14 protein-coding genes are annotated in these 12,420 nt (G+C 70.9%); 10 read left to right on the top strand and 4 right to left on the bottom strand.

The features are described 5' to 3' along the window. Nucleotides 1-11: 11 nt before the first annotated feature. From ACGFJ2_RS46090 to ACGFJ2_RS46070, 5 genes are read left to right on the top strand one after another with little or no spacing between them, the layout of a single operon-like run. On the top strand, nt 12-959 hold the full coding sequence (locus ACGFJ2_RS46090; protein WP_357951813.1) for a VWA domain-containing protein: 948 nt from the start codon (nt 12-14) through the stop codon (nt 957-959). 11 nt (nt 960-970) lie between these two features. After that, on the top strand, nt 971-1,561 hold the full coding sequence (locus ACGFJ2_RS46085) for a methyltransferase (protein WP_357951811.1): 591 nt from the start codon (nt 971-973) through the stop codon (nt 1,559-1,561). Further along, complete coding sequence (locus ACGFJ2_RS46080; RefSeq protein WP_358186117.1) at nt 1,558-2,097, top strand: TrmH family RNA methyltransferase; 540 nt, start codon at nt 1,558-1,560, stop codon at nt 2,095-2,097. The genes ACGFJ2_RS46085 and ACGFJ2_RS46080 overlap by 4 nt, the downstream gene beginning before the upstream one ends. 36 nt (nt 2,098-2,133) lie before the next feature. After that, nucleotides 2,134-2,934 carry a glycerophosphodiester phosphodiesterase family protein gene (locus ACGFJ2_RS46075; RefSeq protein WP_357951809.1) on the top strand — a complete coding sequence of 267 codons (801 nt, stop codon included), beginning with the start codon at nt 2,134-2,136 and terminating at the stop codon, nt 2,932-2,934. A gap of 14 nt (nt 2,935-2,948) precedes the next feature. Beyond that, entirely contained in the window at nt 2,949-4,391 is a 1,443-nt protein-coding gene (locus ACGFJ2_RS46070) for an MFS transporter (RefSeq protein ID WP_357951807.1), read from the top strand. A 15-nt stretch (nt 4,392-4,406) separates the two neighbouring features. Here the strand turns inward: ACGFJ2_RS46070 and ACGFJ2_RS46065 are convergent, their stop codons facing one another. Then, on the bottom strand, nt 4,407-4,952 hold the full coding sequence (locus ACGFJ2_RS46065; protein ID WP_357951805.1) for a helix-turn-helix domain-containing protein: 546 nt from the start codon (nt 4,950-4,952) through the stop codon (nt 4,407-4,409). Between the two features lie 33 nt (nt 4,953-4,985). Between ACGFJ2_RS46065 and ACGFJ2_RS46060 the strand changes: the two genes are divergently transcribed. Both ACGFJ2_RS46060 and ACGFJ2_RS46055 read left to right on the top strand, forming a co-directional pair. After that, nucleotides 4,986-5,498 carry a nuclear transport factor 2 family protein gene (locus tag ACGFJ2_RS46060; RefSeq protein WP_357951803.1) on the top strand — a complete coding sequence of 171 codons (513 nt, stop codon included), beginning with the start codon at nt 4,986-4,988 and terminating at the stop codon, nt 5,496-5,498. 67 nt (nt 5,499-5,565) lie between these two features. Next, entirely contained in the window at nt 5,566-6,207 is a 642-nt protein-coding gene (locus tag ACGFJ2_RS46055; RefSeq protein WP_393479446.1) for a hypothetical protein, read from the top strand. 69 nt (nt 6,208-6,276) lie between these two features. Here ACGFJ2_RS46055 and ACGFJ2_RS46050 read toward each other — a convergent pair whose 3' ends face one another. Further along, complete coding sequence (locus ACGFJ2_RS46050; protein ID WP_393479444.1) at nt 6,277-7,503, bottom strand: ROK family protein; 1,227 nt, start codon at nt 7,501-7,503, stop codon at nt 6,277-6,279. A gap of 83 nt (nt 7,504-7,586) precedes the next feature. Between ACGFJ2_RS46050 and xylB the strand changes: the two genes are divergently transcribed. The 3 genes from xylB (at nt 7,587) to ACGFJ2_RS46035 (ending at nt 10,855) form a co-directional block, all read left to right on the top strand. Then, the gene (gene xylB / locus ACGFJ2_RS46045; RefSeq protein WP_357951797.1) at nt 7,587-8,993 is read left to right on the top strand and encodes a xylulokinase; all 1,407 of its coding nucleotides are present in this window, start codon (nt 7,587-7,589) and stop codon (nt 8,991-8,993) included. Continuing rightward, entirely contained in the window at nt 8,990-10,147 is a 1,158-nt protein-coding gene (gene xylA / locus ACGFJ2_RS46040; protein ID WP_357951795.1) for a xylose isomerase, read from the top strand. Before xylB ends, xylA begins: the two co-directional genes overlap by 4 nt. A gap of 363 nt (nt 10,148-10,510) precedes the next feature. Beyond that, nucleotides 10,511-10,855, top strand: coding sequence for an RNA polymerase-binding protein RbpA (locus tag ACGFJ2_RS46035; RefSeq protein ID WP_103962598.1), 345 nt, complete (start codon nt 10,511-10,513; stop codon nt 10,853-10,855). A 163-nt stretch (nt 10,856-11,018) separates the two neighbouring features. On the opposite strand, the gene ACGFJ2_RS46030 is transcribed toward ACGFJ2_RS46035, so the two are convergent. Together ACGFJ2_RS46030 and ACGFJ2_RS46025 are read right to left on the bottom strand one after the other, a co-directional pair. Next, nucleotides 11,019-11,516 carry an FxsA family protein gene (locus tag ACGFJ2_RS46030; RefSeq protein ID WP_357951794.1) on the bottom strand — a complete coding sequence of 166 codons (498 nt, stop codon included), beginning with the start codon at nt 11,514-11,516 and terminating at the stop codon, nt 11,019-11,021. 157 nt (nt 11,517-11,673) lie between these two features. After that, nucleotides 11,674-12,417, bottom strand: a complete 744-nt coding sequence (locus ACGFJ2_RS46025; RefSeq protein ID WP_358540843.1) for a polyprenol monophosphomannose synthase — start codon at nt 12,415-12,417, stop codon at nt 11,674-11,676. Nucleotides 12,418-12,420: the final 3 nt, after the last annotated feature.

The following is a 12,420-nucleotide window of genomic DNA, read 5'->3' as shown; positions in this document are numbered from 1 at the left end:
AAGGAGGCAGGGTGACCTTTCTGTCGCCGGCGTGGTTGTGGCTGTTCGCGGTGGTGGCGCTGCTCGTGGTCGGATACGTCGTGGCGCAGTTCGCCCGGCGCCGCTACACCGTGCGCTTCACCAACCTCGCGCTGCTCGACCTGGTCGCGCCCGCGGGCCCCGGCTGGCGGCGGCACGTGGCGCCGCTGCTGTTCCTGGCCATGATGTCGCTCCTGGTCATCGGCGCGGCCAAGCCGGCCGACCAGGTGAAGGTGCCGCGCGACCGGGCCACCATCATGATCGCGCTGGACGTGTCGCTGTCCATGGACGCCGACGACGTCCAGCCCAACAGGATCAGCGCCGCCAAGGCGGCCGCCCAGGCGTTCGCCAGGGAGCTGCCCGACCGCTTCAACGTCGGCGTGGTCTCCTTCGCCCGCTCGGCCAACGTGGTCATCGCCCCCACCACCGACCACCAGGCCGTCGTGACCGCGATCGGCAACCTGACCACCCGGCCGGGCACCGCGATCGGCGAGGCGGTGTTCAACTCGCTCGACTCCGTGCGCTCCTTCGACCAGCAGGCCGCCACCGACCCGCCACCGGCCGCGATCGTGCTGCTGTCCGACGGCGACAACACCTCGGGCCGGGGCGTCAACGAGGCCATCGACGCCGCCCAGCAGGCCCGGGTGCCGGTCTCCACCATCGCGTACGGCACGCAGGAGGGCACCGTCTCCATCGATGGCCGGCCGGTGAACGTGCCGGTCAACAAGCAGACCCTGCAGTCACTGTCCGACGGCACCAGCGGCCGGGCCTACGCCGCGGAGTCCGGCAGCGAGCTGCGTGACGTCTACGAGCAGATCGGCACCTCGCTCGGCTTCAAGCTGGTGGACCAGGAGGTCACCCAGTGGTTCATCGTGGCCGCCATCGTGGCCGGACTGCTGGTGGCGGGTGCCGCGGTCCTGTTCGGTGCCCGGATCCCGTAACGTTTTGGCACGTGGCCCACTACTTCTCCGAACAGCCGCGGACCGCGAGCCGGCCGGGCTCCGTCGACCTGGTGCTGCCCGACCTGCACCTGCGATTGGAGACCGACCGGGGGGTGTTCTCGCCCGAGCGGGTCGATCTCGGCACCCGCGTGCTGCTGGAGAGCGTCCCGCCGCCGCCACAGGAGGGCGACCTGCTCGACCTGGGCTGCGGCTACGGCCCGATCGCGCTGACCATGGCCTCGCGGGCGCCCGGCGCGACCGTCTGGGCCGTGGATGTGAACCGGCGCAGCGTGGAGCTCACGGCGCGCAATGCCCAGGCCGCGCGCCTTGACAAAGTAAGGTCGCTGCATATCGACGAGGTACCCGATGACGTGAAATTTCGGGCTATCTGGTCTAATCCCGCTATCCGTATTGGCAAGCCCGCCCTGCACGAGATGCTCACCCGCTGGCTCACCCGGCTGACGCCCGACGGCGTCGCCTACCTGGTCGTACAGAAGCACCTCGGCTCCGACTCGCTGCAGCGCTGGCTCGGCGAGCAGGGCTGGCAGGCCGGCCGCGCGGCCTCCCGCGCCGCCTACCGAATCCTGAAGGTAACCCGATGAGAAGGCAGCTGCGCCCCACCGACGTCAAGCGGCTCAACCGCACCTGGCGCAGAAACACCTCGAACCGGCTGTCGCTGATCCTCGAGTCGGTCACCGGCCCGTTCAACGTCGGCTCGATCTTCCGCAGCGCCGCCGCGTTCGGCGTCGACCAGATCTGGCTGGCGGGCAACGCCACCCCGCCGACCAACCCGAAGGCGGGCAAGACGGCACTCGGCACCGAGCGGCTGGTCACCTGGCACGAGCCGGTCCCCGCCGTCGACGCCGTGAAGGCCGCCCGCGAGGACGGCTACTCCGTGCTGGCCATCGAACTGACCGCCGAGGCCGTGCCCCTGCACCAGGCCGACCTGGGCCGCGACGTGTGCCTGGTGGTCGGCAGCGAGGACCACGGCTGCTCACCGGCCCTGCTCGACGCCGTCGACGGGGTCTGCTACATCCCGCAGGTCGGGCGGGTCGGCTCGTTCAACGTCTCAGTGGCCGCCGCCATCGCGCTGGCCGAGGCCCGGCGCCAGGAATGGCAGAATCTCCCTGATTCGTAACCTTATTTTTCACCCACGGAAGGCATACTTCAGGACGTGCTCAGCCGCCGCTTCGCGTTTCTCGATCATCCGGGCCCGCTGGCCTTCGCGCATCGCGGGGGCGCCGCCGAGGGCGCCGAGAACTCCGTCGCGGCCTTCGAGCAGGCCGTCCGGCTGGGCTATCGCTACCTGGAGACCGACGCGCACGCCACGGCCGACGGCGTGCTGCTCGCCTTCCACGACCACACCCTCGACCGGGTCACCGACCGGCGCGGCCGCATCTCGGAGCTGCCCTACAGCACGGTCAGGCGGGCGCGCATCGGGGGTGTGCACGAGATCCCGCTGCTGGAGGATCTGCTCGGCGGCTGGCCGGAGATCCGCTTCAACATCGACGTGAAGGAGGCCGCCGCGATCGCGCCGCTCGCCGAGGCGGTCCGGCGCACCGGGGCCTACGACCGGATCTGCCTGACCTCCTTCTCCGACGAGCGCCTGGTGCTGGCCAGGGCCGCGCTCGGCCGGGAGGTCTGCTCGGCGCTCGGCCCGCGCGGCGTCGCCGCACTGCGCGCCGCCGCGTCCACCTCCGGCTACGGCCGGCTGCTGACCCGGCTCAAGCGCGCGGGCGTGCCCTGCGCGCAGGTGCCGGTGGGCTTCCGCGGCCTGCGCGTCACCACCGGCCGTCTCATCCGTACGGCGCACGCCATCGGCATGCAGGTGCACGTATGGACGATCAACGACCCCGCCCGCATGGAGCACCTGCTCGACCTCGGCGTCGACGGTGTCATGACCGACAACGTCACCGGCCTGCGTGACGTGCTGGAGCGTCGCGGCCTGTGGCATCCGGGCCGCATGGCCGCATAGGAGCGACACGACACATGCCCGTACCCGCACCCCCCGCGGCTCCCGACGACACCGCCGACTCTCCCTCGGCACGCAGGCGCGAACAACGCGGCTGGTACGTCTACGACTGGGCCAACTCCGCCTTCTACACCACGATCATCTCGGTCTTCCTCAGCCCGTACCTCATCTCGGTCGCCAGGACCGCGGCCTGCGCCAAGGACTTCCCCTCAATCGCGGCCGCCACCTGCTCGACCGACTTCGACAAGCTGGCCGAGGCCAACCCGGGCCTGGGCTACGTGGACGTGCTGGGCGCCGACATCAGACCGGCCGCCTTCTTCGGGCTGACGCTGACCGTGGCGGTGCTGCTGCAGATCCTCTTCCTGCCGGTCGTGGGCGCGCTGGCCGACCACACCGGGCGCAAGAAGGAGATGCTCGGCGGCTTCGCCTACGTGGGCGCGCTGGCCACCGTGGGCCTGTACTTCCTCGAGGGCGACCGCTACATGCTGGGCGGGGTGCTGTTCATCCTGGCCAACCTGGCCTACGGCTCGTCCGTGGTGGTCTACGACTCGTTCCTGCCGCAGATCTCCACCGCCGAGGAACGCGACCGCGTCTCCTCGCGCGGCTGGGCGATCGGCTACCTGGGCGGCGGCGTGCTGCTCGCGCTCAACCTGGTCCTCTACCTCAAGCACGAGAGCTTCGGGCTGGACGAGGGCATGTCGGTGCGGATCAGCATGATGTCGGCGGGCCTGTGGTGGGCGATCTTCACGATCGTCCCCCTGCTGAGACTCCGCAACCGGCCGGTCGCGGCCCACGAGAGCACGGCGCTGCGCTCTGTCGGCGGCAGCTTCAGGCAGCTCGGCCGTACGCTGAGCGAGCTGCGCCAATATCCGCTGACGCTGCTGTTCCTGGTGGCCTACCTCGTCTACAACGACGGCGTGCAGACCGTCATCGGCAACAGCTCGGCCTTCGCCTCCGAGGCGCTCAAGCTGAGCAAGGAGACGCAGATCAGCGCGATCCTCATGGTGCAGTTCGTGGCGTTCTTCGGCGCCCTGCTGATGGGCTGGCTGGCCCGCCGGTTCGGCACCAAGCACACGGTGCTGGGCAGCCTGGTGGTGTGGACGGTGATCGTGCTGATCGCGTACTTCCTGCAGGAGAAGGCCGCCCTGCAGTTCTACCTGCTCGCGTTCGCCATCTCGATCGTGCTGGGCGGCACCCAGGCGCTGTCGCGCTCGCTGTTCTCGCTGGTGATCCCGAAGGGGCGGGAGGCCGAATACTTCAGCCTGCTGCAGATCAGCGACAAGGGGTCGGCGTTCATCGGCTCCCTGACGGTGACGATCGCGATCCAGCTCACCAACAGCTACCGGATCGCCATCATCTCGATGATCATCTTCTTCGTGATCGGCTTCGTCCTGCTGGCCATGGTCAACCTGCCGAAGGCCATCCGCGACGCGGGCAACGAGGTGCCCGCGCGGATCTGACGCCTTTGCCGTGTCTTACGGGGCCGCCTCGCCGTCTTGCGGGGCGGCCCCGTCGCGTCCGCCGGGGGCGAGCTCGTCGCGTCTGCCGGGGGCGGCGAGGACCATCGTGCCGGGCCCCTGAGCGGCGCCGGGGCCGCCTACGGCCCGCACCGTGTCCGCGTCGGCCCGCCCCCCGCAGTGCGGGCACGTCACGACCGGCGTGAACTGCTCGCCGCAGGAGTGCACCAGCAGCGCGGGCGGCCCGCCGGGCGGGGTCGCCCAGCGGTCCCCCCAGGCCATCAGCGTGAACAGCGCGGGCACGATGTCACGACCCGCCTCGGTCAGCGTGTACGTGAAGCGCACCGGCCGTTCCTGATAGGGCCGCCGCTCCACCACCCCCGACTCCACCAGGCGCTCCAGCCGCCGCGTCAGCAGGTTGCGCGAGATGCCCAGATCCTCCGCGAGATCGTCGAACCGGCACACCCCCAGGAACAGATCCCGCAGGATCAACGGCGTCCACGGCTCGGCGACCACGCCGACGGCCTGAGCGATGGAGCAGTGCATCTCTCCGAACCTGTTCACGACCCCAGCATAGTGGGTTGATAAAGTGAACTCATGACAGTTCACATTCAGGACTCACCTGCCCGCGCCTACCGCGAGGCCGGCGAGGCGAAGAACGTCAACGCGATCATGTCCGCCCTGGCGCCGGACGTGATCTTCCACTCCCCCCTCAGCGCCACGGCGACCTTCCACGGCCAGGAGCAGGTACGCGACCTGTTCACGGCGGCGATGAGCGCCCTGTCCGATCTGCGCTACCACACGGACGTGGGCGACGAGCGAACCCGCATGCTCGCCGCCACCGCCCGCCTGGGCCGCCAGGAGATCGAGGAGTCGGCCCTGCTGCACCTCGACGACCAGGGCCTGATCAAGGAGATCACCATGTGGATCAGGCCGCTGCCGGGTCTGACCGCCATGATGGCCGCCCTCGGCCCCGCCCTGGCCAGGGCGACGGGCAAGCCGGGCCTGCCGCTACTGGTCGGCGCGGCCACGAAGCCACTGGCCGCGATGACCCGCCTCGGCGACCGCACCCTCGTACCCCTGCTCGCCAAGCGAGAGCACCGCTCTTGACATCAACGCTCCAAAGGGAGAGCATTGCTCACACAAGAGAGCAATGCCCTTCCCCTTTGGAGTGACCATGAACGCCCGGCTGACCTCTGCGGCCTTCGCCGCCGGCGGTGTGCTGTTCCTCATCTATCCGGCCGTGCGGCCGTCCGGCGACGACGCGGCCGCCATGGCGTCGGGCGCGTGGGTATACGGCCACCTGGCCGCCATGATCGGCTTCATCCTCACCGGGCTGGCCGTCCTGGGACTGCACCAGGTGCTGGGCGACCGGCTGTCGCTGCGGGCGGCGGCGGTGACGTGGATCGGCGCGGGCCTCACCCTGCCCTACTACGGCGCCGAGGACTTCGGGCTGAACGTCATCGCCCGCCGGTCGCTGCGCGACCACGCTCCGGCGCTGATGGAGCTGGCCGCGGAGTTCCGGTTCGGGCCGGTGGCGGTGACCATGTTCGCCGCCGGGCTCGCGCTGCTGGGCGTGGGGGCGGTCATGGCGGCGGTGGCCGTGTGGCGGTCCGGCACGCTGGCCAGGTGGAGCGGGGTGCCGTTCGCAGTGGGGTTCGCGCTGTTCATCCCGCAGTTCTTCGGGCCGTACTCGCTGCGGATCGCGCACGGCGCGCTGATCGCCGTCGGCGGCCTCTGGCTGGCCGTCGCGCTGTGGCGCGCACGATCCACGGCGCCGAGCTCCCCGACTCGCACGCCCGCGGCCGCCCATCGGTGAGCCCAGCAGTGAAGGGCGCGACATCGGCGTGAGCGCTCGTCGGTGAAGGGCGCTACGTCGGTGAAGGCGCTAGGGGGACAGCAGGAGGGCCGGGTGGCCGATGACGCGTTCGATCACCACGCCGGCCGCGCCGAGCACCGCGGCGTTCCCCGCCAGCTCCGAGGCGACCACCGGCGGTACGGCGGTACGCAGCGAGCCGCTCCCCTCCCCCAGCGCGGCCTCGACCGCCGGGCCGATCCATGAGGCCAGCGGCGAGAAGATGCCGCCGAGGACGATCGCGCCGGGGTCGACCAGGTTGACGGCCGAGGCGAGGGTGGCGCCGAGTGCCCGGCCCGCGCCGTCGAGCGCGGCCAGCGCCCGCTGGTCCGAGCGCTCCAGCAGGTCAAGGAGCTCCCTGATCGGGCCGTCCGGCTTGGCCGCCGTGGTGGCCGTGACGGCGGGCAGCCCGGCGGCGCGCAGGATGGCGTCCTGACCGGCGATCTGCTCCAGGCAGCCGCGCCCGCCGCAGGTGCACGGCGCGCCGCCCGGCTCCACGACGAGGTGGCCGAGCTCGCCGGCGAACCCGTGCGTGCCGCGCAGCACCTGACCGTCCATGACGATGCCGGCGCCGATCCCGATCTCACCCGAGACGTGGATGAAGCCGCCGTGCCGCGCGCCGTCGCCGAACCACAGCTCCGCCAGCGCGGCCAGGTTGGCCTCATTGTCGTGGGTGGCGGGGATCGGCAGGTCGGGCAGCGCGTCGCGGAGCAGGGCACTGACCGGGACGTCGGTCCAGCCGAGGTTCGGGGCGCGGCGGACCAGGCCGTTCTCCCGGTCGAGCAGGCCGGGGACGGCGACCGTCGCGCCCGCCACCGCCAGGCCCTGCCCGGCGGCCGCGGCGACGGCCTCGGCGGCCAGCCGCCCCAGCGAGGAGATCACCGACTCGGGCGCACGCCCCCGGTTGTCGAAGGTCACGAGCTGGTGGTAGCGGGTGCGCCGGCCCAGGTCCAGTACGCACGCGGCGAGGTAGTCGACGTTGATCTCCAGCCCGAGCGCGGCGGCGCCGTCGCCGTTGACCGAGACGGCGATCCCGGGCCGGCCGCGCTCGCCGCCCTGGACCAGCGCGCCGTCCTGGACCAGCCCGGCGCCTTCGAGCACCGCGAGCAGGTTGGAGACGGTGGTCTTGGTGAACCCGGTCTGCTCGGCGAGCCGGGCACGGGTGACCGGCTGGCAGCGTACGACCTGCTCCAGCACCACGGCGAGATTGCGTTCGCGCATGGTGGCGTGCCGGAGCGGCCCTTCCCTGGGTTTTGTCACAATCTAAGACTAATGGGTCTTCCTGGTGATTCGCTGGTCTGTTAGGCTATTTAATCCATACAGTTGACTAATATGGAGTCCTGGTGACAGAGGCACTGGTGGCCGGGGTCGACTCCTCGACTCAGTCGACGAAGATCGTGCTGTGCCGGGCCGGTGACGGCACAGTGGTCGACGAGTTCGCGGCCCCGCATCCCGACGGCACGGAGTGCCATCCCCACCATTGGGAGAGCGCGCTCGACAAGGGGCGGCACCTGCTGGAGCGGGCCGCGGCCGTCGCGGTGGCGGCCCAGCAGCACGGCATGGTCGCGCTCGACGGTTCCGGCGAGGTGGTGCGGCCCGCCCTGCTGTGGAACGACACGCGGTCGGCGCCGCAGGCCACCCGCCTGACCGCCGAGCTGGGCGGCCCGGCCCGGTGGGCCGAGCTGACCGGCAGCGTGCCCGTGGCCTCGTTCACGGTCACCAAGCTCCGCTGGCTGGCCGAGCACGAGCCGGAGTCGGCCGCCCGCACCGCGGCCGTGCTGCTGCCCCACGACTGGCTGACCTGGCGGCTGGGCGAGCGCCGGGCCTTCACGACCGACCGGGGCGACGCCTCGGGCACTGGATACTGGTCCCCGGCGACGGGAGAGTATCTGCCCGAGTTCGTGTCGGCCGCGATCGGTCACGAGGTCGAGCTGCCCCGTGTGGCCGCGCCGAACGAGATCGTCGGGCACCTGCCGGGCGGCGCCGCGATCGGGCCCGGCACCGGCGACAACATGGGCGCGGCGCTCGGGCTCGGGCTGCGGCCCGGCGACGTCGCGGTGTCCATCGGGACCTCGGGCACGGTGTTCGCGGTGAGCGAGGTGCCCGCCGCCGACGAGTCGGGGATGGTCGCCGGTTTCGCGGACGCGACCGGGCGCTTCATGCCGCTGCTGGCCACGCTCAACGCGGCCAGGATCCTCTCCTCGGCGGCCTCGATGATCGGCTGCTCGCTGGCGGAGCTGTCGGAGCTGGCGCTGGCCGCCCCGCCGGGCGCCGGCGGCCTCACGCTGCTGCCCTATCTCGACGGCGAGCGCACCCCGAACCGGCCGGACGCCTCGGGCACGCTCACCGGCCTGACCACCCGCAACGCCACGCGCGAGAACCTGGCGCGGGCGGCGGTCGAGGGGCTGCTGTCCTCCCTCGCCGACGCCATCGACCACCTGACCGCGCAGGGCGTACGACCGCGCCGCGTGCTGCTGATCGGCGGCGGCGCGAAGTCCGAGGCGGTGCGCCGCATCGCCCCCCAGATCTTCGGCAAGCCCGTCGCCGTCCCCGAGCCGGCCGAATACGTGGCGCTCGGCGCGGCCCGCCAGGCCGCCTGGGCGCTGGCCGGCACGCCCGAACCGCCCGTCTGGACGGCCCAGCCGGTCCAGGAGTACGACGGGCCACCCACTCCCCATGTCCGTGACCAGTACGCCGAGCTGCGCGACCGTACGGCCGGCTGGCAGCACCACCGAGAGGATCGATCATGAGCGTAGACCCCTACACGCCCACCCCCGAGGACCGCTTCTCCTTCGGCATCTGGACCGTCGGCTGGGCGGGAGTCGATGTGTTCGGACCGGCGACCAGGGCGCCCATGCCCGCCGACCGGGCCGTGCGCAAGCTCGCCGAGATCGGCGCGTACGGGGTGAACTTCCACGACAACGACGTGTTCGACTTCGACGGCCATGACCGCGACGAGCGGGTCGGCGCCTTCCGCAAGGCGCTGGAGGAGACCGGCCTGGTGGTCACCACGGCGACCACCAACCTGTTCTCGCACCCGATCTTCAAGGACGGGGCCTTCACCTCCAACGACCGCGACGTGCGCCGCTTCGCGCTGCGCAAGGTGATGGACAACATCGACCTGGCCGCCGAGCTGGGCGCGCAGGTGTACGTGTGCTGGGGAGGCAGGGAAGGCGCGGAGAGCGGCGCGGCCAAGGACGTCCAGGCGGCGCTCGACCGCTACAAGGAAGCCTTCGACGTGCTCGGCTCGTACGTGCTGGACCACAACTACGACCTCAAGTTCGCGATCGAGCCCAAGCCCAACGAGCCGAGGGGCGACATCCTGCTGCCCACCATCGGCCACGCGCTGGCGTTCATCAACGAGCTGGAGCACCCGGAGCTGGTCGGGCTCAACCCCGAGGTGGGCCACGAGGAGATGGCCGGGCTCAACTACGCGCACGGCATCGCGCAGGCGCTGTGGCACGGCAAGCTGTTCCACATCGACCTGAACGGGCAGAACGGCCCGCGCTACGACCAGGACTTCCGCTTCGGCGCCGGCAACGCCCGGGGCGCCTTCTGGACCGTTGATGTCCTGGAGTCCAACGGCTTCTCCGGCCCGATCCACTTCGACTTCAAGCCGCCGCGCACCGAGGACGACGAGGGCGTGTGGGTGTCGGCGGCGGCGTGCATGCGCAACTACCTGATCCTGCGGGAGAAGGTGCGGGCCTTCCGCGCCGACCCTGAGGTGCGGGAGGCGCTGGCGGCGGCCCGGCTCGACGAGCTGGCCGTGCCGACCCTCGCCGACGGGGAGAGCTGGCGCGACGTGCGCTCCTTCACCCCCGACATCGACGCGCTGGCCGCCCGCGGCGCCGCGTTCGAGCACCTGGACCAGCTCGCCATCGAGCACTTGTACGGCGTGCGCTAGACCCGCTGTCCCCCGCCGGTGGGCGCTCGTCCCCGGCGGGGCGGTCTTGTGGGCCCGCGTCCCTTGGCTACCGTCAGGCGCTACCGTCCCGCGACCACCACCCGGCCGATCGTGTCCCGGATTACAGGGAGCGAGCAAAGGGCGCCTTGCGGTCAGACCGATTCGCGAACTGTCTCAGGAACCACCATGGCCCTCACGTGGCCCGGAGCTCCAAAACGCCGACGGAAGCCCGGTTGCGGGCAACTCCTCGGGAAGAGAGCGATTGGATCACCCCGCAGGGGGGAATCCCATCACGGTACCAAGCGTTACACACCGTGGGAGACAGACCCCTCACGATGGGGGCCCTGTAGGAGGCATTTAAACATGGGCGAGCGCGCGCTTCGTGGCACCCGGCTCGGGGCAACCAGCTACGAGAACGACCGTAACACGGATCTGGCCCCGCGCCAGGACGTGTCCTACACCTGTCCCAAGGGCCATCGCTTCGAGGTTCCGCTTGCCGCCGAGGCCGAGATTCCCGCGACCTGGGAGTGCCGCATGTGCGGCGCTACCGCGGTTCGGGTCGACGGCGAGCAGCCGGAGTCGAAGAAGACGAAGCCCCCGCGGACGCACTGGGACATGCTCCTGGAGCGACGGTCCATCGAGGACCTGGAAGAGGTGCTCAACGAGAGGCTGGCGGTCCTGCGGGCCCAGCGTCGAAAGAGCGCCTGACACCTTCTCACGGTGAAAGCCCCCGGACACCTTGTCCGGGGGCTTCGCATTGCTCAGGGCCGGTCTCGTTTGCTCAGGGCCCGTCTCTTTTGCTCACGGCCCGTCTCGCGGCCAGTGGGGCTCGCCGGTCAGCAAGCCTTACCGGCCGTAGGGCGGCTCGCGGTCAGGACGGCTCGCGGTCTTCTCTGATCACTTCGCCGTGCACCACACCGGCGCCGCGCGCGTTGACGTGTCCGTCGACGGGCCCGCCGCCCGGCGCCGAGAAGAGGTGCGCGTACGGCGAGGCCGCCGCCATCTTCTTGACCCGGCGGTCGAAGAACCAGGACACCAGGCGCCGCATCGCCGGCCGCGTGACCGGCAGCACGCACAGGAACCCGAGGACGTCGCTCAGGAACCCCGGCGTCAGCAGCAGCGCGCCACCCACCAGGATCAGGCCGCCGTCGGCGAGCTCCTTGTCGGGCATCCGGCCGGACTGCAGCGCGTCCTGCAGCGCCCGCCACGCCCTGCGCCCCTCACGCCGTACCAGCCACGCGCCCAGCAGGCTGTCGGCGATGAGCAGGGCCACGGTCGTCCAGCCGCCGATCACCGAGCCGACCTGGATCAGCAGCCAGATCTCCAGCACCGGGACGATCAGGAAGGCCAGGAAAAGCAGGAGCCGCATCGTCTTCCCCAATCCGCGCCCGCGACGTATCTACGCGACGTATCTGAAGGCGTACCCAAAGGACCGCGCACACGACGTACCTAAAGGCCGTGTACACAATGACAACGCCCGGCGCGCCCTAACCGTTCCGCCGCTACCTGAGGGTGGCCACAGGTTCTCAGCCGCGCTTGCCGCGCAGCCGGGCGGGCAGGCCGGACAGCCCCCAGACGGCGATGCGCCAGAACGACTCGGCCATGACGCGGCTGCTCATCTTGCTCGTGCCGACGGTCCGCTCCACGAACGTGATCGGCACCTCGACCACCCGCAGGCCGTGCCTGGTCGTCCGCAGGGTGAGGTCGACCTGGAAGCAGTAGCCCTGCGACTCGACGTCGGCCAGCCCGATCTTCTCCAGCGTCGCGGCGCGATAGACGCGGAACCCGGCGGTCGCGTCGCGCACGGACATGCCGAGCATGAGCCGCGTGTAGATGTTGGCGCCCCTGGACAGGAGCTCGCGGGAGACGGGCCAGTTGACCACCTTGCCGCCGGGCACCCAGCGCGACCCGATCGACAGGTCGGCGCCGTCGGAGACCGCCTCCAGCAGCTTGTGCAGCTCCTCGGGCTGGTGGGAGCCGTCGGCGTCCATCTCCACCAGCACGTTGTAGCCCTCGTCGAGGCCCCAGCGGAACGCGGCGATGTAGGCGGCGCCCAGCCCTTCCTTGCCCGCCCGGTGCAGGACGTGGACGTGGTCGTCCTTGTCGGCCAGCTTGTCGGCGATCTCACCGGTGCCGTCGGGGCTGTTGTCGTCGACCACCAGCACGTGGGCGTCCGGCAGGGCGGTGCGCACCCGCTCGGTGATCAGCGGCAGGTTGTCGCGCTCGTTGTAGGTCGGTATGACGATGAGTATCCGGCCAAGAGTCTCCATGAT

Origin of the sequence: Nonomuraea sp. NPDC049028 (assembly GCF_043197735.1) — a bacterium.
Lineage (GTDB): Bacteria > Actinomycetota > Actinomycetes > Streptosporangiales > Streptosporangiaceae > Nonomuraea.
The sequence above is the reverse complement of the archived record's forward strand: the minus strand, read 5'-3'. Positions and strand labels throughout refer to the sequence as shown.

Excerpts from the sequence above, each read along its gene's own strand:
- ACGFJ2_RS46080 (WP_358186117.1), top strand. The coding sequence starts at position 1,558 with ATGAGAAGGCAGCTGCGCCCCACCGACGTCAAGCGGCTCAACCGCACC.
- ACGFJ2_RS46070 (WP_357951807.1), top strand. The coding sequence starts at position 2,949 with ATGCCCGTACCCGCACCCCCCGCGGCTCCCGACGACACCGCCGACTCT.
- ACGFJ2_RS46060 (WP_357951803.1), top strand. The coding sequence starts at position 4,986 with ATGACAGTTCACATTCAGGACTCACCTGCCCGCGCCTACCGCGAGGCC.
- ACGFJ2_RS46055 (WP_393479446.1), top strand. The coding sequence starts at position 5,566 with ATGAACGCCCGGCTGACCTCTGCGGCCTTCGCCGCCGGCGGTGTGCTG.
- xylA (WP_357951795.1), top strand. The coding sequence starts at position 8,990 with ATGAGCGTAGACCCCTACACGCCCACCCCCGAGGACCGCTTCTCCTTC.
- ACGFJ2_RS46035 (WP_103962598.1), top strand. The coding sequence starts at position 10,511 with ATGGGCGAGCGCGCGCTTCGTGGCACCCGGCTCGGGGCAACCAGCTAC.
- ACGFJ2_RS46030 (WP_357951794.1), bottom strand. The coding sequence starts at position 11,516 with ATGCGGCTCCTGCTTTTCCTGGCCTTCCTGATCGTCCCGGTGCTGGAG.
- ACGFJ2_RS46025 (WP_358540843.1), bottom strand. The coding sequence starts at position 12,417 with ATGGAGACTCTTGGCCGGATACTCATCGTCATACCGACCTACAACGAG.